Here is a 23,633-nt window from a genome sequence, read left to right as displayed (position 1 = left end):
AGTAGCAAACAACGCTCTACCGACAGGCGTACAAGGCTGATTCAGGATGATTGCATTAGAACAGGCTAAACAACTCGTGCAACTTTTAGAACAGGGCCAGCAAGACGAAGCGAATCGCTTGCTGACCTATGTTTATGAGTCTGCAAGCAATCCTATGTTCAACGAGATAGGGATGTTGACACGGGATTTACATGAATCGTTGAAAAATTTTCATATTGATGAACGCTTCAATCAAATCGCGACCGATGAAATTCCGGACGCGCGGGAAAGATTGCACTACGTGATGCAGAAAACGGAAGTGGCAGCCAATAAAACGATGGATGCGGTAGATCGGTGTATGCCGATTGCTGATCAGTTACATGAAAGTTTGTTGCAGATCCGCCCGGAATGGAATCGTTTGATGAAGGGACAAATTGAACTGGTCAGTTTTAAATCCCTGTGCCATCGAATTGATGACATGTTGTCACAAGTTGAAGGTGACAGTAGCCAGTTACGTGGAGAATTGACGGAAATTTTGCTGGCGCAAGATTTTCAGGATTTAACCGGACAGATCATCAAGCGCGTGATCAACTTAGTTAATGAAGTTGAAAGCCGTTTGATTGAGATCTTAATGGTATTTGGCGCCACACAACAAGAAGAGCCAGCCGATAAGCCGACCATAGCATCAACCGCCGTAGAGGGACCAATCATGAATCCTCATGAAAGAATTGATGCTGTCTCATCGCAAGACGAAGTTGACGATTTGTTATCGAGTCTTGGATTTTAGGGGTACCTATGAGCTACGAATTAGACGAAGACATTCTGCAGGACTTTCTGGTGGAAGCCGGCGAAATTTTGGAGTTGCTTTCCGAGCAACTGGTTGAACTGGAAAATAATCCTGAAGATCGCGATCTATTGAATGCCATATTCCGTGGTTTTCATACCGTAAAAGGTGGGGCTGGTTTCTTAGCATTATCCGAGCTGGTGGAGACCTGCCACGGTGCTGAAAACGTGTTTGACATCCTACGTAATGGTCAGCGACACGTTTCTCCAAGTTTGATGGATACCATGCTCAAAGCGTTGGATACGGTCAATGAGCAGTTCCGTGCGGTACAAGATGGTGAATCGCTGCAAAGCGCGGATCCAGCGTTGCTGGATGAACTGCACCGTTTAAGCAAACCAGCAAGCGATGATGAAACCGAATCACATGACGTGGAACTCGCGGCAGAGCCGGTAGTCGAGGCTGTTGCTAAGGTCGTTGTCGAGACTGAAGCAATCATTGAGGCACCCGTGTCGAATAATGACAGCGCGGTTCATCAGGGCTCGATCGACGATATTACCGATGATGAGTTTGAAAAGCTGTTAGATGAGCTACACGGTAAAGGTAAAGCACCGGGAACGGAGCAAAATAACGCTGCAGTGCCGACTTCATCAGCCCCCCATGCTGATATCGGTGGCGATATCACCGATGACGAGTTCGAAAAATTACTGGATCAGTTGCATGGCGTGGGTAAAGGTCCATCGATTGAATCCTTGGCTTCATCACCAGCCAGCGTCTCTAACCATACTGAAAAACCTGCTGCGGCAGCGAAAATCAGCACAAGTGGCGATGATTTAATGAGTGATGATGAGTTTGAGCGACTGCTCGATGAGCTGCATGGTTCCGGTAAAGGACCGTCAGTCGAAGAGCTCGATATGGCGACGCGTTCAGTGGCGGAATCTGCCCACTCATCGACAGCTCAAACCTTGGTTAGTCAAGCTATAGATAAACCTAGTCCAGTTGTCGCGGCTCCTGTGGCTAAACCGATGACCGTGCAAAAACCTGCCGCAAAAGCACCCGTTGCTGCGCTAAAAGAGGCGGATGAGTCTCGTGAAGTTGCAGCAACCGGTGGGGCGAAAAAAGCCCAAGCTGAATCGACCGTTCGGGTTGACACCTCAACCCTCGATACCATTATGAATATGGTGGGTGAGTTAGTATTGGTGCGTAACCGTCTGCTGAGTCTTGGCCTGAACAGCAATGATGAAGAGATGTCAAAAGCGGTGGCCAACCTCGATGTTGTGACGGCTGATTTACAAGGCGCGGTAATGAAAACCCGCATGCAGCCAATCAAAAAAGTGTTTGGGCGTTTCCCTCGCGTGGTACGTGATTTAGCTCGTAGCCTAAATAAAGACATTGATCTTGAGCTGCGTGGCGAAGATACCGATTTAGATAAAAATCTGGTTGAAGCGCTGGCTGATCCGCTCATTCACTTGGTGCGCAACTCGGTCGATCACGGTATTGAAATGCCAGATGAGCGTGCCAAAAATGGCAAAGCGCGTACGGGTAAAGTGATCCTTTCTGCTTCTCAGGAAGGCGATCATATCGAACTGGCTATCGTGGATGATGGCGCGGGAATGGATCCGGATAAACTGCGTGCTATCGCGGTAAAACGAAGCGTGATGGATGAAGATGCAGCAGCGCGTTTAACCGATAAAGAGTGCTTCAATCTGATCTTTATGCCGGGCTTCTCAAGCAAGGAAAAAATCTCCGATATTTCAGGCCGTGGGGTTGGCATGGACGTGGTGAAAACCGCGATCAATACCCTGAATGGCTCGATCGATATTGATTCTAGCATTGGTAAAGGCACCAAAATTACCATCAAAGTGCCATTGACACTCGCCATCTTGCCGACCTTGATGGTTGGTGTCGCCGGCCATCCATTTGCCTTGCCTCTGGCGAGTGTTAATGAAATTTTCCATTTAGATCTGCGCCGGACCAACGTTGTTGATGGTCAACTGACCATCATTGTGCGTGAAAAATCAATTCCGCTGTTCTATTTGCAAAACTGGCTTGCACCGAAACAAGGTAAAGCACAACTGCGTCAAGGTCATGGCCATGTGGTGATTGTCCAAATTGGTAGCCAGCGGATTGGTCTAGTGGTTGATACCTTAATCGGTCAAGAAGAAGTGGTGATCAAACCGCTTGATAAGCTGTTACAGGGGACTCCAGGTATGTCTGGAGCCACCATCACCAGTGATGGCCATATCGCGCTGATTTTGGATGTGCCGGATCTGCTTAAGCAGTATGCGGCGGCCTCTCGGATCTGATTAGCAGTATAACGATAAGGATAAACATGGCGATTAAAGTATTAGTGGTTGATGATTCGAGCTTTTTCCGTCGACGGGTGAGTGAAATCATCAACGCTGAATCGCGTTTAGAAGTCATTGATGTTGCTGTAAATGGCAAAGAAGCGGTCGAAAAGGCCGCTCGACTCAAGCCTGATGTGATCACGATGGATATTGAAATGCCGGTGATGGATGGTATTTCTGCGGTCCGTGAAATTATGGCCAGCAATCCTGTACCGATTTTGATGTTCTCTTCTCTGACCCATGATGGCGCTAAAGCAACATTAGATGCGTTAGATGCCGGAGCGTTAGATTTTTTACCCAAAAAATTTGAAGATATTGCACGCAACCGTGATGAAGCGGTCACGCTACTTCAACAGCGCGTGCTCTCGATCGCCTCGAAAAAAATCTTTTTACGTCGTCCGACGATCACTCGGCCAGCGTCATCTAGTTCGCTGAGCGCTCCGTTAGCACAAGAGCGCGCGGTATCGAGCATGGCGCTAAACAGCCGTAGTGTACCCGCTGCCGCGACCACACGTTTTAAAGCTTCCGGTAAAAAATATCAGCTCACTGCGATTGGCACCTCAACCGGTGGCCCGGTGGCGTTACAGAAAATTTTGACCAAATTACCGGCCAATTATCCACACCCGATTGTGCTGATCCAACATATGCCTGCTACGTTTACCGCAGCGTTTGCTAGCCGTCTTAACTCGTTGTGTAAGATTGAAGTCAAAGAAGCTGAAGACGGTGATATTCTGCGCCCTGGTGTTGCTTATTTGGCTCCTGGTGGCAAGCAAATGATGTTGGATGGACGTTTAGGTAATGCGCGGCTGCGCATTATTGACGGTGGTGACCGCATGAATTACAAACCTTGTGTGGATGTCACCTTTGGCTCTGCCGCTAAAATCTTTGCCGACAAAGTATTATCTATGGTGTTGACTGGCATGGGAGCAGATGGCCGTGAAGGTGCACGCATGTTGAAAGAGGCTGGTGCAACGATTTGGGCACAAGATGAAGAGAGCTGTGTGGTGTATGGTATGCCACAAGCGGTGGCTAAGGCTGGCATCTCATCTGAAGATCTGCCACTGGATAGAATCGCAGAGCGCATGTTGGTAGAAGTCGGGCTCGCATAAGGAATCGCCATGATCGTTTGGAGTGTCGCAAACCAAAAAGGTGGGGTTGGAAAAACCACCACCACGATTACTCTGGCTGGCTTATTAAGCCAGCAGGGTAAGCGTGTTTTGCTGGTGGATACTGACCCGCATGCTTCGCTGACCACCTATTTGGGCTATGACTCAGATGGGGTGTCGGCGAGCTTATTCGACCTGTTTCAGTTAGCGGAATACAATGAAGCGACGGTGCGGCCTTTAATCTTAAAGACCGATATTCAAGGGATTGACCTTATCCCGGCACATATGTCATTGGCCACTCTCGATCGGGTGATGGGCAATCGTAGTGGTATGGGGCTGATCCTAAAGCGTGCTTTGTTGGCGCTGCGCCATGCGTACGATTATGTGCTGATCGATTGTCCACCGATCCTTGGTGTGATGATGGTCAATGCATTGGCCGCCAGTGATCGGATTTTGATCCCAGTACAGACCGAATTTCTGGCCATGAAAGGCTTAGAGCGCATGGTGCGTACGCTGGCGATTATGCAAAAATCGCGCAGCCGTGAATTTAAAGTCACTATCGTTCCCACCATGTACGATAAGCGGACTCGAGCGTCGCTACACACATTAAATCAGTTGAAAAAGGATTATCCAGCTCAAGTCTGGACCTCTGCCGTACCTATTGATACTAAGTTTCGCGATGCCAGTTTACAGCGTCTGCCGGCCTCTCATTTTGCGGAAAGCAGTCGCGGTGTATTCGCCTATAAGCAGCTACTGCTGTTTTTAGAGAGGCTCGCTATCGATGAGTAATACCTTGATCTCAAGCGAACAAGCGCTGAATGATTACTTCAGCGCATTATTGGATGAAGAGACAGCCGATAGTGAGTTAACTCAAATTGTACCACCTGCTGATTTGGTACCGGCTCCTGTCGTCCAGCCTGTGTTCAATCCTCGCTATTTGGACGCCGAGTTGGAAGAACTCGAACTGCCCAACTTAGATGATGTACAGCGCTTGCTAAGCCAGTTGGAAACGAGTAACCCTATTGCAGACTTGGATCTTGAACCGATTTTTGCTGAGAATACCGCCAAAATTGTGCGAGTGGAGCCTAAGCTCGAATCAGCCGCAGTGCAGGAAGAGATCCAAGAATGGGAGATTGAAAATAGTGAGCCAGAGATCACGTTTACTGAAACTTTGGCGCTGGCGGAGAGTGAAGTAGAACCAGCGATCTCTTTGGTGGAAGAAGTGGAAGTGGTGGCTGAGCCGGTGAGCGTGGCCGCCGTAGAACCAGAAACTCAAGCGGGCTCGGCTCAACTCGGAAGCTGGAACAACACCATCCGTACCAGCGATTTTCAAGTGCTCTATTTTGATGTGAATGGTGTCATGTTTGCGGTACCACTAGAGGAATTAGGCGGAATTCATCGTATGGCAAGCCTGAATCACTTAATTGGTCGCCCCGCTTGGTATTTGGGGTTGCAAACCAATCGTGATACCCAGCTTGATGTGGTGGATACTGCGAAGTGGGTCATGGCTGAGAAGCTGCATGATGATAGTTACAAACAAGCTTATCAGTATATTGTGATGTTAGGTGAGAGTGCGTGGGGATTGGCCAGCACTCAGCTGATGGGTACCGAATTACTCAGTAGTGACAAAGTACGCTGGCGTGAACAGGTGGGTAAACGACCTTGGCTAGCGGGTATGGTTAAACAAAAAATGTGCGCTTTAATCCATGTGCAAGCATTGATCGCGATGCTCAATGCTGGGCTCGATGTAAAAGCACTGGAAAATTAATGTACTGGAAAACTAATATATTGAGAGTCGGCAACGACTTAGAGAGGGAAAAGTATGTCTCAGGCGAATGAAGTGAAACTCAGAAAAGACAAGTCGAACGATGAAGTACTTCAATGGGTAACGTTCCAATTGGAAGAAGAAACCTACGGCATTAACGTAATGCAGGTTCGTGAAGTGTTGCGCTATACAGAAATTGCGCCAGTACCAGGAGCGCCTGATTATGTATTAGGTATTATCAACTTACGTGGCAATGTTGTGACCGTGATTGATACCCGCTCACGCTTTGGTTTGATGCAAGGTGAAATCACCGACAACACGCGGATCATTGTGATTGAGTCTGAACGCCAAGTGATTGGTATTTTGGTTGATAGCGTGGCCGAAGTGGTTTACTTGCGTTCATCTGAAATTGATTCAACCCCAAGTGTGGGCACTGATGAAAGCTCCAAATTCATTCAAGGGGTGAGCAACCGTGATGGTAAGTTGTTGATCTTGGTCGATCTGAATAAGTTTCTCAGCGATGAAGAATGGGACGACATGGCTCACCTATAATGGCTGACTTAACGTGGTTAACACCTTCTGCCTTGGCAGGGGGTGTGGTAGCAATCTTGCTTGGCATCATTTTGATTGGATGGCGCTTCAAGTTTGCTTTGCGTCGGCAAAGCGAATTTTTTCGTCAGCAGATCCGCCATCTGGATAAAGAGTTGCAAAAGTCCAACCGACAGTTACTGGAAGTTCGTTCGGCCATGGTCGGTTTAGGCCAAAAAGTCAGTGAGCAACAAGATGTGATCCGCCATTTAAATGATCGGTTACTGGAGCAAGAAAATACCGACGCAGACGCGCGTCTGTATACCCGAGCCAGTAAAATGGTGCAGTTGGGTGCCGATCTCAATGAACTGATCCAAGAGTGTGAACTGCCCAAAGCCGAAGCTGAGCTGATGATGTCGCTGCAAAATAAGCTGGCGGGTAAAGAGGCGATCCCGCCTTTAGCGAGTCATCCGGAAGGTCGTACCCATAAGGTGAGATCTTAAATGCCGTTTGGTGAGTGATTGCAACGAGTGTCGATGGTTGAAGGAAGCGCAAGCTTCCTTTTTTGTTGCTGAGTAGTATGAAATAAAAGCATACCGATAAATGATTAGTCAGCTAACTACAAAGGGTTACTTGTCGACAAGATCTGCGAAGTTTTAATAGTTTCTTACGTAGTTTCGTGATGGACAAGCCGCTTAGCGGCTTTAGTCTGCCTCTTGCTGTGCTAATATAATCGCCCCCTAATACTGTGTGTGGATAAGCATGTTACAAGTTAAAAATCTTACCGCGATCCGTGATGAGCGGACTTTATTTGAAGCACTCAGTTTTGAGATTGGAGCGGGTGAATTAGTCCAAATTGAAGGGCGTAATGGCACCGGTAAAACTACATTATTGCGCATTATTGCCGGCCTTGCGGAGTGCGAGTCTGGTGATATTCTCTGGCAGCAGCGCCGGATCCAAGCCGATCGTGAAAGCTATCATCAAGATTTGTTGTTTTTAGGCCATCAAACGGGCATCAAGCGTGAACTCACTGCATTAGAAAATTTGCGTTTTTACTTAGCGGTACATCAGCAAAGTTGTGAGCAATCAGCTATTTTTGAAGCATTGGCTAAAGTGGGTATGGCGGGGCGAGAAGATGTGCCAGTGGCACAACTTTCCGCAGGCCAACAGCGTCGAGTGGCACTGGCGAGATTGTGGTTAAGCCAAAAAACATTGTGGATTCTCGATGAGCCATTGACTGCGATTGATAAACAGGGCGTTAAAGTCCTCGAAGCGCTATTTTTAGCTCATGCTGAGCAAGGAGGGATTGTGATCCTAACCACCCATCAGGATATGTTTGCCGACAATCCTAAACTGCGTAAAATTCGCCTTGGTGGTGAACGGTTATGATGGCGGCTTTTACTCAGTTTATCCGTCGTGAATTGCTGATTGCCTTGCGCCGTCAAGCCGATGTGTTTAACCCGCTGTGGTTTTTTATCATAGTGATCACACTGTTTCCGTTAAGTGTTGGCCCTGAGCCTGCGTTATTGGCGCGCATTGCACCTGGTATCGTCTGGGTGGCGGCATTATTAGCCGCCTTACTTTCGTTAGAGCGGCTGTTTCGTGATGATTTTCAAGATGGCGCTTTAGAGCAGGCAATGCTGACTCCGCTACCGCTCGCGATAGTGGTACTGGCTAAGGTGGTGGCACACTGGTTATTGACCGGATTACCGCTGATTTTGCTCAGTCCATTACTGGCAATTTTACTCGCGTTTGATAGCGCAACTTGGTTAGCCGTAGTGTTAACGCTGTTACTCGGGACTCCAACCTTAAGTTTTATTGGCGCGATTGGCGTGGCGTTAACCGTAGGCTTGCCCAAAGGTGGTGTGCTATTGAGTCTGCTGGTGCTGCCACTATTTATTCCCGTGCTGATCTTTGCGACGTCAGCCATCGATGCGGCCAACCTCGGTATGGCATATAACGGGCAACTGGCCATTTTAGGCGCGATGTTGGCCGGGTCGATGACACTGACCCCGTTGGCGATCAGTGCGGCACTGCGCGTGAGTGTGCAGTAATTCGCTCGAACTTACGCAGCCTGCGTGAGATTTAAATTCATAATTTATATATATCAAAGAATTGCAATCAAAATTAAAGTGAGATCAACATGTGGAAATGGCTTCATCCCTATGCCAAACCAGACGTCGCTTATCAACTGTGTGGTAAGTTGCTGCCTTGGTTTGCCAGCCTAGGATTTGTGTTGCTCGCGCTAGGGACAGTGCTTGGCTTAGCTTATGCGCCCGCTGATTATCAGCAAGGTGAGAGTTTTCGGATCATCTATATCCATGTACCTGCCGCAATCTGGTCGATGGGGGTATATATGTCGATGGCCATTGCTGCCTTTATCGGCATTGTTTGGCAGATCCGCCTGGCGGATATGGCCGCTTTAGCGATGGCGCCGATCGGTGCGCTATATACCTTTATTGCCCTGATCACTGGGGCGATTTGGGGCAAACCGATGTGGGGCGCTTGGTGGGTATGGGATGCTCGCTTAACCTCGGAACTGGTATTGTTGTTCCTCTATTTAGGTGTGATTGCGCTTTATCATGCATTTGATGATCAAAAGACCGCGGCCAAAGCCGCCGGTATCTTGGCGATCGTTGGGGTGATTAACTTGCCGATTATCCATTTCTCGGTCGAGTGGTGGAATACCTTACATCAAGGAGCCACCATCACTAAATTGGCGAAACCTTCGATTGCACCGCAGATGTTATGGCCATTGCTGGCGTGTATCTTCGGTTTTGGTCTGTTTTTTGCGGCGTTAACCATGATCCGTCTGCGCAATGAAATTGTGAGTCGGGAAAGTCACCGACCTTGGGTTAGTGAGTTGGCCAATCAATCTCTACGAGGCAAGCAGTAATGCATTTTCAATCTTTCAGCGATTTTTTAGCGATGGGTGGGTATGCCAGCTATGTCTGGAGCGCATTTGGTTTGACCTATCTATCAATGGCGGTGTTGTGGGTGGCCAGCGTTAGACGCAAGCAGCAGTTACTGGCTGAAGTGCGCAATAAACTTGAGCGGCAAGCGCGTATCGATGCCGCAAAACAGAGTGAGAACACACTATGAACCCAAGACGTAAAAAGCGGCTCGCTGTGGTGTTAGCCATCTTGTTTGGTTTAAGTACCACCGTGGGATTAATTATTTATGCGCTGAACCAGAATATGGATCTGTTCTATACCCCAACCGAGCTAGTGTATGGCAAAGAAGGGAAAAAGCCCGCAATTGGTCAACGGCTGCGTATTGGCGGCATGGTGGTTGAAGGTTCTGTCAAGCGCGATGCAAGTTCGTTACAAGTGAGTTTTGATCTGCACGATGTAGGGCCAAGTATCACGGTGACCTATGATGGCATTTTACCGGATTTATTCCGCGAAGGTCAGGGCATTGTTGCACAAGGGATCTTAGTTGAGCCGATGCGGATTGAGGCGTTCGAAGTGCTGGCCAAGCATGATGAAAACTACATGCCACCAGAAGTTGCAGAAGCGATGCAAAAAACTCATGCACCGTTACAGTACACGGAACAACAACAAGGAAGCGCTCAATGATTGCGGAAATTGGCCATTTTGCACTTATCCTGGCATTAGCATTAGCGGTTTTACTAAGCGGATTACCGCTACTGGGTGCTTCACGCAATAACACAATACTGATTAACACTGCACGCCCTTTGTCCTGGGGTATGTTCTGTATGTTATTGGTTTCTTTTGTGATTTTGCTATGGGCATTCTATAGCAATGATTTTACCGTGCAGTATGTAGCCAGTAATTCCAATAGCGAATTGCCTTGGTACTACCGGTTAACCGCGGTATGGGGTGCCCATGAAGGCTCGCTATTGCTTTGGGTGTTAATCCAAGCGGGCTGGACGGTGGCGGTGGCCAGTTTTAGCCGTGGTATGCCACAAGAGTCGGTAGCCCGAGTGCTAGCGGTGATGGGGATGATCACGGTTGGATTTTTGCTGTTTATCATTGTTACCTCAAATCCTTTCTTACGCACTTTGCCTTATTTTCCCATTGATGGGCGTGATTTAAACCCATTATTGCAAGATCCTGGTTTAATCATTCACCCTCCGATGCTGTATATGGGCTACGTCGGTTTTTCGGTCGCTTTTTCATTTGCGATTGCCTCGCTAATGACCGGTCGGCTTGATACTGCTTGGGCGCGTTGGTCGCGGCCTTGGACAATTGCCGCCTGGCTGTTTTTAACATTAGGCATCGTATTGGGTTCTTGGTGGGCTTACTACGAACTCGGTTGGGGCGGCTGGTGGTTCTGGGATCCGGTTGAAAACGCATCATTTATGCCTTGGTTGGCCGGTACCGCGTTAATGCATTCGCTCGCGGTTACGGAAAAACGTGGCACATTTAAGGCGTGGACGGTATTACTGGCGATTTCTGCTTTCTCATTGAGTTTGCTCGGCACTTTTTTAGTGCGCTCCGGTATTTTGGTCTCGGTTCATGCGTTTGCCTCCGATCCGGCGCGCGGTATGTTTATTCTTGGCTTTTTGATCGCCGTGATTGGTGGTTCATTACTGCTATTCGCGATCAAGGGGGCCGCGGTGCGAGTGCGGGGTAACTTCGACCTCGTGTCGCGTGAAAATGGCCTACTGGTGAATAACATATTGCTAATGACTGGGTTGGCCGTGGTATTGATTGGTACTCTACTGCCTTTGGTGCATAAACAGCTTGGCCTTGGCTCGGTCTCGATCGGTGCCCCTTTCTTTAACATGCTATTTGCCTGGTTAATGATCCCATTTGCGTTTTTTATGGGCATTGGTCCGCTGATCCGCTGGAAGCGAGATCAATTCTCAAGCTTAGTCAAACCTATGCTGCTCAGTGCATCTGCGGCATTGATGCTGTCAGGGCTGATGATGTGGCTTAATGCAACCTCCTTTAGCTTGATGGCCTATCTTGGCTGGGTGATGGCGTGGTGGATTTTATTGCTGCATGGCTATGAACTGTATACACGAGCTACCCACCGTCATCGTTTTATCCAAGGGATCGGTAAGTTGCCGCGTAGCCATTGGGCGATGCTGTTCGGACATGCTGGATTGGCCGTCTCGATTATCGGTATTGCGATGGTACAAAATTACAGTATTGAGCGTGATGTGCGTTTAGCGCCAGGCGAGAATTTCGTGCTTAACCAGTATGACTTTTATTTCCAAGCGGTGCGCGATAACGATGGCCCGAACTACGACGGCTATATTGCGGAGTTTGAAATCACTCGCCAAGGGGAGTACATCAATACCTTACATGCGGAAAAACGTTTCTACCGTACCGCTAAATCAATGATGACCGAAGCGGCGATCGACCGCGCTATCACGCGTGATCTCTATATTGCACTAGGTGAGCGTTTAGATGACAACCGTTCTTGGGCGGTACGGATTTATTATAAACCGTACGTTCGTTGGGTTTGGGCGGGCGGTTTGTTGATGGCGCTGGCTGGAATATTGGCAATTAGTGACAAACGCTACCGTTTTAGAAAGCACCTATCGTCGGAGGTTTAAGTGAATAAAAAAATTTTATTTATCCCACTCATCGCATTTTTATTACTGGCCGGAGTGTTTGCGACTCAGTTAGTCAGAAATTCCGATGGCGATGATCCGACCAAGTTGGAATCGGTGCTAGTTGGAAAAAGTGTGCCGGAATTTCGGCTTGAAGATTTAGCTGCACCGGGTAAGTTATATGATCAATCGATCTTTACCGGTGAGCCGCTACTGTTAAACGTATGGGCGACCTGGTGCCCGACTTGCTATGCCGAGCATCAATACCTCAACCAACTTGCAGAGCAAGGGGTGAAAATTATTGGTCTTAACTATAAAGATCAACGCGGTAAAGCGACGCAATGGCTGAATCAATTAGGCAATCCTTATCTGATCAGCTTGTTTGATGGCAATGGTATGCTGGGGTTGGATCTGGGGGTGTATGGCGCGCCAGAGACTTTCTTGATTGATGCTCAGGGGGGGATCCGTTATCGCCATGTTGGTGATGTCAATGCGCGTAATTGGCAAACCACCTTAGCTCCTCTTTATGCTCAGTTACTGGCGGAGGCGAAACAATGAAGCAGTGGTGGGTTGCGGCTTGTGTCGCCATGCTGGTATCGCTTTCTGCTCTAGCGACCATCGAAGTGTATGATTTTGATACCCCTGAGCAAGAAAAACAGTTTCAGGATTTAGGTGCTACTCTGCGTTGCCCTAAATGTCAAAACAACACGATTGCCGATTCGAATGCGGAGCTGGCGCAAGATCTGCGGCAAAAAGTCTATGAGATGACTAAAGAGGGTAAATCGAAAGCAGAAATCGTCGATTACATGATCGCGCGTTACGGGAATTTTGTAACTTATAATCCGCCGCTGACCATCGGCACGGCGATCCTTTGGTTAGGACCGATTGCCGTCTTAGTGATCGGTTTTGCGGTGATTGTGCTGCGTAGTCGTCGTAAAAAGCAGGATTCACTCAATGCCAGCGACTGGAGTGCAGAGCAAGAAGCACGTTTACAGGATCTGCTCACTGAAAAGCATGAGGGAGAGAAATAATCATGTGGCTGTTTTGGATTTCTACCCTATTGCTAATCGCGATTGCGGTGGCGTTTATCGTCATCCCGTTGATGCAACCCCGAGTGAATAATGATCAACTGCTGCGTGATCAACTCAATAAAGCTTTTTATAAAGACCGCTTGCAAGAGCTTGAACAAGAAACGGCAGAAGGGATTGTGTTAGATCAGCAAGAGCTGATTGCCGATTTAAAGCAAACCCTGTTAGATGATATCCCGCTGCAGCAAAAGCACCTGCCAGAAAACCAAGTGGCAGTTTGGCGAGTGATTGTGCCTGCAGTTTTGGTGGTGATCGGATTAAGCTCTGCCTTATACGCACAGTTTGGTCATTATCAGCAAGTACAAGCTTGGCAACAGGTTACGGCACAACTGCCACAGTTATCGAAAAAGTTAATGGTTCCTCAAGTTGAGCTCAGCGACCAAGAGATGAATGATCTGACTTTGGCGTTACGCACTCGCTTGCATTCTCAAGCCGATGATGTGACGGGGTGGCTGTTGTTAGGGCGCATAGGCTTGGCCAATCGTGACTTGAACAGCGCTATTGGCGCAATGAAAAAAGCCTTCGCACTGGATAGTGATAATCCAGAAGTGCAATTTGGTTATGCGCAAGCGCTGATGTTGTCTAATGACGCAGTGGATCAGCAAGCGGCCAAATCGATATTGCTGAAGCTGGCTCAACATGGCTATCCGGATTTGCGCGTCTACTCTTTATTGGCGTTCGATGCTTTTGAAAATAGTGATTTTGCAACCGCGATAAAATATTGGAGCTTCATGCAACAAGTGATTGAGCCCGACGATGCACGTTATGAGATGCTGACGCGCAGTATTGACAGTGCGCGACAACGGATGGGACAAGACTTGGCGGCCGAGGGTCAATCGGTGAAAGTCACGATTAAGCTGGGTGCCCAGACTGAGGTTGAACCGACTGCGGTGCTAATGGTATCGATCCATGCTCCAGGTTCGCCAATTCCGGTGGCAGCAGCGCGTTATCCACTTGGCGAATTCCCAAGAACCGTAGTCTTGGATGATAATAACAGTATGCTTGAAGGGGCAAAATTATCCAGCCTCGAATCTTTTGTGGTACATGCCCGCCTTGACCGTGATGGTAATGTGACCACCAAAACGGGTGACTGGTATGCTGAAAGCCAAATAACCCAGCCCGGACAGCCGGTTGAGGTTATACTTGATAAGCAGTATCCATAACATTACCTGCTGAATAATAGTATCAATAAGACCGATGACCACATCGGTCTTAGTACATGGAATAACATATGCTTAGCCGTTTATCTTGGATTGTTTTGGTAACCTCATTATTGGTTGGGTGTAGTAGTGCACCGGATGAGGAGCCGTCGTCCCTTCAGGTGAATGACCCTTTAGAAGGTTTTAACCGACAAATGTGGACGATTAACTACGATTACCTCGATCCGTACATTGTACGCCCGGTATCGCTGTTTTATGTTGGTTATGTGCCTAAACCAGTACGTACTGGGGTTGGCAACTTTCTCTCTAACTTGGATGAGCCAGCGAGTGTCGTCAATAACCTGCTGATGGGTAATGGTTCAAAAGCCGCCGATCACTTTAACCGATTTTGGATTAATACCAGTTTGGGTTTACTGGGCATTATTGATATTGCTTCTGAAGCTGGGATCAGAAAAAGCAATGGCAAAGAGTTCAGCGATGTCGTTGGTCACTACGGGGTTGGCAATGGTCCTTACTTCATGTTGCCAGGTTATGGGCCTTATACGCTACGTCAAGTCGGTGATCTGGTCGATGGGCTTTATTTCCCTCTGGTTTACCTCAATACTTGGGCTGGGATTGGTAAATGGACATTGGAAGGCATGGAGACACGAGCGGCGTTGGTGGCGCAAGAGCCTTTACTGCACAACTCGCCAGATCCTTATAGCTTAACTCGCGATGCTTTTATCCAACGTCGTAATGCTGATGCGGAGATTCAAGTGGATGATTATGATGCGCAACAAGAAGAATACTTGGATGAGTATTTGAGCGAAGGATTATAATCATTGACCGCTTAGCTGTGGCTAAGCGGACATCACTCGACCACTAAAATACTCATTAGCAACGATATATTCAGTATTTCGGATCAATTCTTCGCGCATTTCCGACCAGTGTACCCGTTCATCATTCGCGCAGGGGACTTGGGGCACAACGCCAGCCACCCGAATATTGAACGGAGTCAGCTCTTTAGCCCAGCATTGAGTAAATCCGGACACCATCGAATTAGCACTTTCAATTCCCAACCGATCTTGTGGTGCGTTATAGCACACCACATTCACGATCACCCCTTTCGTATCGTGCTGACGCATTCTGAGTGAGCAAGTATGGCTAAAATTAAACAATGAAGAAGCAATGGTCGCTAATTGCTGAATAAATTGAGCTGCCGGTTTTTCATCGACCAAAGAGGGCAGGGGGGCAGAGGGTAAATTATTAATCAATACATCTGGCACGCGATCGAATTTTTGCTCGGTAATATCAAGTAGATGCTCAATGCTTTCTGGTGAAAAATCGCATAGATGAAAATAAGCAACTTGATCTGAGATTGCACAGCAACACTGATAAGTTTTGACTAAACCAGACAGATTGAGATCGCATAACATCACCCGCGCTCCAAGCCGCACAAAATGGATAGCTAAGGTGCTACCTAGCACTGAACTGGCAGAAGTGATCAAGATTACTGCACTTTTTATATCCATGTGTGCCACCTTTCCGTATTTTTGTGCGCTTTGTTAGCGAGGGTTTCTGTAAAAGAGTGTGGTTATGATAGTTGATGAAATGTGAATGCAATGTGAATGAGCTCGAATGATCTTGGATTATCCAAATCGAAACTCAATAGTTTGCATTCATTCACAAAAATGATTGCAGAATGTGGTTGTTTGCAGTGCGGATAATTTCATATGTGCGCGGATCAGAGGGCAACTCGTAATTGATCTTGACGGTAGGCGGTCGCAAGACGCTGATAAAAATCTTTAGCCAAGAGTGAAATCGGGGTTTTATCCGCCAGATGACGTCGTTCGTGCCCAGAGAGATTCAAATACACCTCTTCCGGTAAGCCTTGAGTATCTTGTGGGCGATAGGTTAATGCTTCTGGAGCCAAATAATGGCTTAGCTTGGCACTTGCCATGCCCCCTTGATGGAACTGTGCTGCTTGGTTGGCTGAAATTTGATACGAACTGTGATCATTCGCCAGCGGTTGAGGAGGCGCGAGTTCAAAACGTTGCCGTAGTAGCTGCTCAGTGGTTGGAGTCTGATCGATCTTATCTACCGGGGTGTTATCGCGGACATCATTCGAAAATAGTGCCAGCAGTAGAGAGAAGTCGGCACGACGTCCTTGCGTAACGGCTTGGCTAATACCTTGGCCGAAATGCAATTCACTGATGATTGCAGCTTTGTCTAACGTGTGGACTTGCATGACACTCTCCCGTTGATGTTCATTTAACGGCACTTGAACGAAAAACTTGAGCGAGAGAGATAAAAAAGCCTGCAAAATTGCAGGCTTATGGCGTTTTATTAAGCGGACGATGCTTATTTGGCGAGGTTTTGAGCAACGAAATCCCAGTTAACCAATGCCCAGAAGCCGTTGATGTACTCAGGGCGCACGTTACGGTAGTCGATATAGTATGCATGTTCCCACAGATCAACGGTCAGTAGCGGTGTCACCCCTTCTTCTGTCAGCGGTGTCGCTGCATTAGAAGTGTTGCTGATCGCTAATGTACCATCGGCTTTTTTCACTAGCCAAGTCCAAGACGAACCAAAATTGTTGATCGCAGAATCAGTGAATTTTGCTTTGAACTCAGCAAAAGATCCGAATGCTGCATTGATGGCTTCAGCAACTGCGCCAGTTGGCTCACCACCGCCGTTTGGTGACAGACAGTGCCAGTAGAAAGTGTGGTTCCAAATCTGAGCGGCATTATTGAAAACACCACCGGTCGAGGTCTTGATGATCTCTTCTAATGATTTATTTTCAAATTGAGTGCCAGGGATCAAGCCATTCAGTTTTACCACATAAGTGTTGTGGTGCTTACCGTGGTGGAAGTCCAGTGTTTCTGCTGAGATGTGTGGCTCTAGTGCGTCTTTCGCATAAGGAAGAGCAGGTAATTCAAATGCCATTGCGGATTCTCCATTGAGTGTAAAGAGAGACTTCTCTTTATGTCATTGCTTCCAGTGTATTATTTTATTCGTCACTATGACTGACTTGCCAATTAGTTTAGCAAGTTTTTACTTTATTAAAACCCCGAGTGCAGAAAAAGATCATCAAGGTCCATCAATCCCAAGCATCACCTTTCCCAGTAAACTAAGTTTAGCGCTTAACCGTGTTAATAATAGGGTTTTTATTCTCCATTATTGCTTTAGAATACGGCCATATTTGATGACATCCATTAATGAGGAAGCGATGGAAACTATTGATAAAATCAAACAGCAAATCGCCGAAAATTCGATTTTGCTTTATATGAAAGGCTCACCTAAATTGCCAAGTTGTGGTTTTTCTTCACAAGCGGCACAAGCACTGATGGCGTGTGGTGAAAAATTTGCTTATGTAGATATTCTGCAAAATCCAGATATTCGTGCGGAATTGCCAGTCTATGCACAGTGGCCTACTTTTCCACAATTGTGGATTGAAGGCGAGTTGATCGGCGGTTGCGACATCGTGCTGGAAATGTTCCAGAAGGGTGAGCTGCAAACACTGGTTAAAGAGGCGGCAGCCCGTGCCGCTAATCAAGAATAACACTGTATAAAATTACAGTTTCACTTGCATTTATAAGGCCACATTGAGTAATGTGGCCTTAATTTTATCTGATCAATGACCACCATGAGTCGACTCTTTATTGCTGAAAAACCAAGCTTAGCGCGAGCAATTGCCGATGCTCTGCCTAAACCACACCAAAAACAGCCGGGCAGTATTCGCTGCGCGAATGGTGATGTTGTGACGTGGTGTATTGGCCATCTGCTTGAGCAAGTTGAACCGGATGCTTATGCTGAACGCTATAAAAAATGGCACATGGCCGATTTGCCGATTATTCCACAGCAGTGGCAATTAAGGCCTAGGAAATCCGCGGCTCAGCAGCTTAGCGTCGTACGCAAACTGCTTAAAGATGCGACGCAAATTATTCATGCAGGCGATCCAGACCGCGAAGGGCAGCTGTTAGTTGATGAAGTGTTGGATTACTGCAAAGTGTCTCAGCATAAAAAAGCCCAGGTACAGCGCTTATTGATCAGTGATTTAAACCTTGCTGCCGTAAAACGTGCTCTACAGGATTTACGCAGTAATCGTGAATTTATTCCGCTTTCGGTTTCTGCCTTAGCCCGCTCACGCGCCGATTGGCTATATGGCATGAATATGTCGCGTGCTTATACTTTGCTTGGGCAAAAAGCGGGCTATCAAGGGGTGCTTTCTGTTGGTCGGGTGCAAACACCGGTGCTGGGTTTAGTGGTGAGGCGTGATCAAGAGATCGAAAATTTTATCGCTCATGATTATTTCACTCTCGATGCGCTCATTCCTTATCAAAATGGTGCGGATCAGTTTGATATCCGTGCTCGTTGGCAACCGAGTGACGCTTGTTTGCCGTGGCAGGATGAGCAAGGTCGAGTGATCAACCGTAAGCTGGTTGAGAATGTCGCCAATCGCATCGCACATCAACCTGCCAGCGTAACCGGATCAGAGCAACAGCAAACCAAGCAAGCGGCTCCACTGCCTTATTCACTTTCGACGCTGCAAATTGATGCAGCCAAGCGTTATCACATGAGTGCGCAGCAAGTGTTGGATATTTGTCAGGCCCTGTATGAGAAACATAAATTAATCACCTATCCACGCTCTGATTGCCGTTATTTGCCTGATGAACATTGGGCCCAAGCTGCAGAGGTCGTGGCGGCGATCGCCAATAATGCCCAAGAGCTGACAACGGCTGTACAGCAGGCTGATTTATCGTTGCGTTCTAAAGCATGGAATGACCGTAAGGTCGATGCTCACCATGCGATTATCCCCACCCCAAAACAGGCCGCGCTGAATCGGTTGTCTAGCTATGAGTTGAAAGTGTATCAGCTGATTGCTCGCCAATATTTAATGCAGTTTTATCCAGCCGCCGTGTACGCAGAGGCAAAGTTAGTGTTTAACATCGCTGGTGGCATTTTTATCGCCAAAGGGCGTCAACTGCTCAGTGCGGGCTGGAAAGCATTAACCGGTTGTCAAGATGAGCAAGTCGAGGGCGTAGATAAAGTGCCACCTCTACCTATCGGGACTGTACTGCAGTGTCGAGAGGCGGAGATCAAACAAAAGCAAACGGAGCCGCCTCGTCATTTTACTGAAGCAACGCTGTTGCAAGCGATGACTGGGATTGCTCGTTTTGTCGCGGATCAAGATTTGAAGAAAATTCTCCGTGAAACCGATGGTTTAGGCACGGAAGCAACCCGTGCTGGTATTCTCGATACCTTATTTAAGCGTGGCTTATTACTGCGTGATAGTAAGTTGATTAAAAGCTCTCCCGCTGGTCGGGGCTTGATTGATGCATTACCCAGCGAAGCCACTTACCCAGATATGACGGCGCATTGGGAGCATCAACTGCAAGCTATCGCAGAGAAAGGCCAAGCTTACCAACCCTTTATGCAGACCTTACAGCAACGCCTTGAACAATTGATCGAGCAAGTTAAAACTGCGCCAATACCTACGGCATTACAATCTTTACCCGCGGTCAGTAAGCCTGCTTTTAAACGCACACGGCGTGCTTCGAAGAATCAACGTCAAGATAGAAAACGTAATTGATTGGATTGGCAACCGCCAGGGATGAAGTAGGGGCATATTCTGTTGCGAAGAAGGGAAGTGTTGCGAAGAAGTGAAGTTGACGCGAGCATCGTCGATGCTAGAAGGATGCTGAAATAACCACATATGTGTCACCTATTTGTATTAGGTGATATTTGATCGTCTTAAAACGAGAAAAACCCTTGATAAATCAAGGGCTTGAATTTGGCGGAGAGATAGGGATTTGAACCCTAGGATAGCTATTAACCATCGCCGGTTTTCAAGACCGGTGCTTTCAACCACTCAGCCATCTCTCCTTTTGTGCGGGCATAATATCGAGCTGATACTCACTTGTAAAGCCCCCAATAAACCGTTTGCTGTAATTATGTACACTTGGCTGCGATTTTTATCACTAAACGTTATTTTGTACATTGATTAAAACGGAAAAGGGGAGTTTCTAAGAAACTCCCCTTTAGGTGTATGGTCGGACTGAGAGGATTTGAACCTCCGACCCCCGACACCCCATGACGGTGCGCTACCAAGCTGCGCTACAGTCCGATGCGCGTAATCTAATAACTTTTGTGTAAGGCGTCAAGCCTAGCTTGGCTTAAAATAATGAATTTAATTGTCTTTTGCGTAAAAACGCTGCAACTCGGTCAAACCTTGCATTAATACCGGTAGGGTTGGTGTTGTCTGTTTCAGGCGCTGATATTCATTATCATAGACTTTAAAATTGCCAAACTTATCAATCACGGTGGTGTTTTGATTGGTGATTAAAGCCAACTCTCGGGCATCACCCGCCAGGATCCATTTGCGCTTACTTTCATTAAATAGATTTTTACCACTACTGTAATCTATCGGATTGGATGAAACCCCAAGCAGATCTTGCATTAGAGTAACCGAGAAGTCGAGATGGCTAGAGCGGTGTGCATAGATACCAGCAATTCTGCCTGGCCAGTGAATCACCATTGGTACTTGCAGTTGATAGCGACTGTAATTGCTGTCCGAACCCCAAGTATTGGTTTTGGTCTCGTTAAATTCGGTACCGTGGTTAGAGGTCAGCACAATCACGGTGCTATCGGCTAAGCCAAGCGTATTGAGCTGCTCAAGTAACTGATTAAACACTTGGTCTGCTTGGGTCACGGAGCGGTTATAGCTGGCGCGTAAGCGCTGTTCGGTGGAACCCTGTGAGGGCGCATCGGTGAGATCGGAAAGTTCTTCAAGCGTGGTCAATTCGAGATAGCTAAACCAAGGTTTTTTCTGAACGGAAGGTAGCCATTCTGCCCACATGTTTACCACTTGTTGATCGAAGGTATGCTGATTATCTACTGCGATTTTGGTCCGCTTTAATGTTCGAAATAGCGTTTCTTGATATAGAGGATCGGCAAAATCATTGCCACTAAATAACCCAAATTGATAATCATTTTTTCTCATGATATCAATAAATAGCGGTGCACTACCTTGCACACGAACACTGCTTGCGTAGGTGCTAGGTAAGCCATAGAACAAGCCAAAGACCCCAAACATATCGTTGCTGGAACTGTAGTGGTTGGCAAAGTTGAGGTTTTGGTTGGCAAACTGATAAGCGGTTGGCATCAGATCTGGGGTTAAGGCATCTGCGCGTAGATTGTTAATGCTCACGATCAGCACGTTGAGGTTATTGGCGCGACGATTAAACTCTAACGGCTCCAATGGATAAGCCAGTACATCGATCTCGCTACTCTGCTCCGCCAGTCGCTTACTGTACTCTTCTTTATCAAGTAAGCCGTGTTTTTCCATAAACGATTTGGCCGTCATCGGATAGGAGAGTGGGAAGTTAGCCCGTTGGCTGGTCACCGGTGCATATAGATAGGCATCGGACCAGACATAAATTAGATGGCTAGCAATAAAACTCACAAAAAACACCCCAGCGATTGGGCGTCCTATGCGCTTGTGCGATAGTTTGCGCTGCTTGCGCCATACCCATTCAGAGAGGCCAAGTTCAAGTAAAAAGATCAGTGGTAAAACCACAAACAGATGTTGTAAATCGGCACTGACACTGCTGGTTTCATCGCTAAATAGCAACTCCCAAACCACAGGATTTAGATGCAGGTTAATGATCTGATACGCTTGAGTGTCAATCAATAGTACCGTCAGGCCAAGTGTTGAGAAGCAAACGGCGAGAAAACGAAATAAGCTGCGTGATGGAATGATAAAGGTAAGAGGAAAAAGCACTAGCAGGTAGAGTGCGAAAACCAGAAAACCAAAATGGCCAATCCACGACAGGGTCAAATAGAGTTGCCCAAGCAGGGTTTCTGGCCAAGGTGATTGGGAAAGGTATCGCGTACCAATTAAGATAGCGGCAATGATATTAAAGAAGGCAAACCAATGCCCCCAACCAACCAAACGAGAAACTCGATCACCGTATGTATTTTCGCTGTCTACCATGTGCTTTTTCTATTAATAGGTTAAATGGGTCATTTAGCTTTGCAAAGACGAGATTAATGCTTGTGCGAATTTTTCTGCAATTATTTTACGCTGCCCAGCGGCTACATTTTGATTGAGTATATTGGTGGCAACATTACCCACCACCATTAAGGTGAGCTCTGGCGATGCATGGTGTTTATCGAGTACCGCAGCAATTTCAGTCAGAATGGTTTCAACGTGTTGGTCACTGTATTTCGATGTAATAGGCATATTGACTCTGATGATGATAGTAAAAGCGGCTTATGATACCCTACTATGCCTGACAACTGAAACCACAACGATGATTATTTCACTATGAGCCTATTCCTTTCTAACGTGATTTTGCACCAACTGCGTAAAAATGATAACGATGAATTAGAGGTCAATTATCGCGCTGAATCTTTGCCTAATGACGCGTCCACCGAAAATTTGGTGGCGGAGTTACATCGTATTTTTAATGCCAAAGCAGGTAAAGGTTTTGGTTGCTTTAAATCAGACAGTGAGTTTCAGCTTTGGTTGCAAGATATGCGTCGTGGCAGCTTACCCTTTTACCCTTTTTCACAGCAAAGCGCGCAGCGTCTGAAAAATGAGCTAGCCAAATACCCTTTCGCTGATGAAGGCATTTTGGTCATGGCGGAATATCAATCTTTGGCCACCGATTATCTGTTTATTGGTTTGCTACCGCTTAATCAAAGTTTGAAAGTCACCGAGGGACTAGAGATTAGCGCGACCGACTATCTGGATATCAATAAAATGGATATTGTGGCGCGGATTGATCTCTCTAGCTATGAGACTGACCAAGAGTCCAAGCGTTACCTGAGCTACATTAAAGGCCGAGTTGGGCGCAAAGTGGCCGATTTTTTCCTCGATTTTCTACAAGCCGATATTGGTTTGGATACTAAGCAGCAAAACCAAGTATTGATGCAAGCGGTAGAAGATTTCTGTACGGATGCCAAGTTCGAAAAAGAGGAAACGATCAGTTATAAGAAGCAGGTATACGAATACTGTAACGATCAAATCAAAGCTGGTGATGAGGTTAAGGTGCAAGAACTTTCTGGTGAGTTGCCAGCCAGTCATGAAGGGATCAATTTTTTCGATTTTACCCGTGAGCAAGGCTATCAATTAGAAGAGAGTTTCCCCGCGGATCGCTCAACCGTGCGTAAACTCACCAAATATGTTGGTGCAGGTGGTGGCTTAAATCTCAGCTTTGATAGTGTGTTACTTGGCGAGCGGGTGTTCTACGATCCAGAAACCGATACTTTGAGCATCAAAGGGACCCCACCCAATCTGCGTGACCAACTGACGCGTCTACGCTAATCGGATATTTTCGGTGGCAAGCATGCCGTGCTAGCCCCGCA

The 23,633-nt window shown here is 47.1% G+C and carries 25 protein-coding genes and 2 tRNA genes; 20 read left to right on the top strand and 7 right to left on the bottom strand.

Annotated elements, in window-relative coordinates:
* The first annotated feature begins 46 nt into the window (after window positions 1-46).
* The 17 genes from G7083_RS01945 (at window position 47) to G7083_RS01865 (ending at window position 15,100) form a co-directional block, all read left to right on the top strand.
* A complete protein-coding gene (locus G7083_RS01945; protein WP_166013333.1) occupies window positions 47-766 on the top strand; it encodes a protein phosphatase CheZ in 720 nt (239 codons plus the stop codon).
* Between the two features lie 8 nt (window positions 767-774).
* The gene (locus G7083_RS01940) at window positions 775-3,066 is read left to right on the top strand and encodes a chemotaxis protein CheA (RefSeq protein ID WP_166013332.1); all 2,292 of its coding nucleotides are present in this window, start codon (window positions 775-777) and stop codon (window positions 3,064-3,066) included.
* Between the two features lie 26 nt (window positions 3,067-3,092).
* Complete coding sequence (locus tag G7083_RS01935) at window positions 3,093-4,217, top strand: chemotaxis response regulator protein-glutamate methylesterase (RefSeq protein ID WP_166013331.1); 1,125 nt, start codon at window positions 3,093-3,095, stop codon at window positions 4,215-4,217.
* 9 nt (window positions 4,218-4,226) lie between these two features.
* Window positions 4,227-5,003 carry a ParA family protein gene (locus tag G7083_RS01930; protein WP_166013330.1) on the top strand — a complete coding sequence of 259 codons (777 nt, stop codon included), beginning with the start codon at window positions 4,227-4,229 and terminating at the stop codon, window positions 5,001-5,003.
* A complete protein-coding gene (locus G7083_RS01925) occupies window positions 4,996-5,982 on the top strand; it encodes a chemotaxis protein CheW (RefSeq protein ID WP_166013329.1) in 987 nt (328 codons plus the stop codon). The genes G7083_RS01930 and G7083_RS01925 overlap by 8 nt, the downstream gene beginning before the upstream one ends.
* Before the next feature lie 54 nt (window positions 5,983-6,036).
* A complete protein-coding gene (locus tag G7083_RS01920; protein ID WP_166013328.1) occupies window positions 6,037-6,531 on the top strand; it encodes a chemotaxis protein CheW in 495 nt (164 codons plus the stop codon).
* Entirely contained in the window at window positions 6,531-7,010 is a 480-nt protein-coding gene (locus G7083_RS01915) for a DUF2802 domain-containing protein (protein WP_166013327.1), read from the top strand. The genes G7083_RS01920 and G7083_RS01915 overlap by 1 nt, the downstream gene beginning before the upstream one ends.
* Before the next feature lie 259 nt (window positions 7,011-7,269).
* Window positions 7,270-7,896, top strand: coding sequence for a cytochrome c biogenesis heme-transporting ATPase CcmA (gene ccmA, locus G7083_RS01910; RefSeq protein WP_166013326.1), 627 nt, complete (start codon window positions 7,270-7,272; stop codon window positions 7,894-7,896).
* Complete coding sequence (gene ccmB, locus G7083_RS01905; RefSeq protein WP_166013325.1) at window positions 7,893-8,561, top strand: heme exporter protein CcmB; 669 nt, start codon at window positions 7,893-7,895, stop codon at window positions 8,559-8,561. Before ccmA ends, ccmB begins: the two co-directional genes overlap by 4 nt.
* Before the next feature lie 89 nt (window positions 8,562-8,650).
* Window positions 8,651-9,403, top strand: a complete 753-nt coding sequence (locus G7083_RS01900) for a heme ABC transporter permease (protein ID WP_166013324.1) — start codon at window positions 8,651-8,653, stop codon at window positions 9,401-9,403.
* Entirely contained in the window at window positions 9,403-9,609 is a 207-nt protein-coding gene (gene ccmD / locus G7083_RS01895; protein ID WP_166013323.1) for a heme exporter protein CcmD, read from the top strand. Before G7083_RS01900 ends, ccmD begins: the two co-directional genes overlap by 1 nt.
* A complete protein-coding gene (ccmE, locus tag G7083_RS01890; RefSeq protein ID WP_166013322.1) occupies window positions 9,606-10,085 on the top strand; it encodes a cytochrome c maturation protein CcmE in 480 nt (159 codons plus the stop codon). Before ccmD ends, ccmE begins: the two co-directional genes overlap by 4 nt.
* Window positions 10,082-12,037 carry a heme lyase CcmF/NrfE family subunit gene (locus tag G7083_RS01885; RefSeq protein WP_166013321.1) on the top strand — a complete coding sequence of 652 codons (1,956 nt, stop codon included), beginning with the start codon at window positions 10,082-10,084 and terminating at the stop codon, window positions 12,035-12,037. The genes ccmE and G7083_RS01885 overlap by 4 nt, the downstream gene beginning before the upstream one ends.
* Complete coding sequence (locus G7083_RS01880; RefSeq protein ID WP_166013320.1) at window positions 12,038-12,592, top strand: DsbE family thiol:disulfide interchange protein; 555 nt, start codon at window positions 12,038-12,040, stop codon at window positions 12,590-12,592.
* A 29-nt stretch (window positions 12,593-12,621) separates the two neighbouring features.
* Window positions 12,622-13,065, top strand: a complete 444-nt coding sequence (locus G7083_RS01875) for a cytochrome c-type biogenesis protein (protein WP_206212114.1) — start codon at window positions 12,622-12,624, stop codon at window positions 13,063-13,065.
* Between the two features lie 2 nt (window positions 13,066-13,067).
* Window positions 13,068-14,285, top strand: coding sequence for a c-type cytochrome biogenesis protein CcmI (gene ccmI, locus G7083_RS01870; protein ID WP_166013318.1), 1,218 nt, complete (start codon window positions 13,068-13,070; stop codon window positions 14,283-14,285).
* A gap of 68 nt (window positions 14,286-14,353) precedes the next feature.
* Window positions 14,354-15,100, top strand: a complete 747-nt coding sequence (locus G7083_RS01865) for a VacJ family lipoprotein (RefSeq protein ID WP_166013317.1) — start codon at window positions 14,354-14,356, stop codon at window positions 15,098-15,100.
* Window positions 15,101-15,121: 21 nt separating this feature from the next.
* Here G7083_RS01865 and G7083_RS01860 read toward each other — a convergent pair whose 3' ends face one another.
* From G7083_RS01860 to sodB, 3 genes are all read right to left on the bottom strand, one after another.
* The gene (locus G7083_RS01860) at window positions 15,122-15,748 is read right to left on the bottom strand and encodes an SDR family oxidoreductase (protein WP_346776874.1); all 627 of its coding nucleotides are present in this window, start codon (window positions 15,746-15,748) and stop codon (window positions 15,122-15,124) included.
* A gap of 257 nt (window positions 15,749-16,005) precedes the next feature.
* Window positions 16,006-16,509, bottom strand: coding sequence for a VC2046/SO_2500 family protein (locus G7083_RS01855; protein ID WP_166013315.1), 504 nt, complete (start codon window positions 16,507-16,509; stop codon window positions 16,006-16,008).
* A gap of 113 nt (window positions 16,510-16,622) precedes the next feature.
* Window positions 16,623-17,207, bottom strand: coding sequence for a superoxide dismutase [Fe] (sodB, locus tag G7083_RS01850; RefSeq protein WP_166013314.1), 585 nt, complete (start codon window positions 17,205-17,207; stop codon window positions 16,623-16,625).
* Between the two features lie 283 nt (window positions 17,208-17,490).
* On the opposite strand from sodB, the gene G7083_RS01845 reads away from it, so the two are divergent.
* Both G7083_RS01845 and G7083_RS01840 read left to right on the top strand, forming a co-directional pair.
* The gene (locus G7083_RS01845; RefSeq protein WP_274722260.1) at window positions 17,491-17,823 is read left to right on the top strand and encodes a Grx4 family monothiol glutaredoxin; all 333 of its coding nucleotides are present in this window, start codon (window positions 17,491-17,493) and stop codon (window positions 17,821-17,823) included.
* Window positions 17,824-17,907: 84 nt separating this feature from the next.
* Window positions 17,908-19,854 carry a DNA topoisomerase III gene (locus tag G7083_RS01840; RefSeq protein WP_166013312.1) on the top strand — a complete coding sequence of 649 codons (1,947 nt, stop codon included), beginning with the start codon at window positions 17,908-17,910 and terminating at the stop codon, window positions 19,852-19,854.
* Between the two features lie 202 nt (window positions 19,855-20,056).
* Here G7083_RS01840 and G7083_RS01835 read toward each other — a convergent pair.
* The 4 genes from G7083_RS01835 to G7083_RS01820 all read right to left on the bottom strand — a co-directional run bounded on the left by G7083_RS01835 (window position 20,057) and on the right by G7083_RS01820 (window position 22,506).
* Window positions 20,057-20,147: transfer RNA gene (locus G7083_RS01835), tRNA-Ser, on the bottom strand.
* Window positions 20,148-20,311: 164 nt separating this feature from the next.
* Window positions 20,312-20,388 (bottom strand) — tRNA-Pro (locus tag G7083_RS01830).
* Window positions 20,389-20,451: 63 nt separating this feature from the next.
* Entirely contained in the window at window positions 20,452-22,257 is a 1,806-nt protein-coding gene (locus G7083_RS01825) for a DUF3413 domain-containing protein (protein ID WP_166013311.1), read from the bottom strand.
* Window positions 22,258-22,290: 33 nt separating this feature from the next.
* The gene (locus G7083_RS01820) at window positions 22,291-22,506 is read right to left on the bottom strand and encodes a YejL family protein (protein ID WP_166013310.1); all 216 of its coding nucleotides are present in this window, start codon (window positions 22,504-22,506) and stop codon (window positions 22,291-22,293) included.
* 84 nt (window positions 22,507-22,590) lie between these two features.
* Between G7083_RS01820 and yejK the strand changes: the two genes are divergently transcribed.
* Entirely contained in the window at window positions 22,591-23,592 is a 1,002-nt protein-coding gene (yejK, locus tag G7083_RS01815) for a nucleoid-associated protein YejK (RefSeq protein WP_166013309.1), read from the top strand.
* Window positions 23,593-23,633 lie beyond the last annotated feature (41 nt).

The sequence above is a fragment of the Vibrio sp. HDW18 genome (assembly GCF_011306175.1).
GTDB classification, from domain to species: Bacteria; Pseudomonadota; Gammaproteobacteria; order Enterobacterales; family Vibrionaceae; genus Vibrio; species Vibrio chanodichtyis.
The sequence above is the reverse complement of the archived record's forward strand: the minus strand, read 5'-3'. Positions and strand labels throughout refer to the sequence as shown.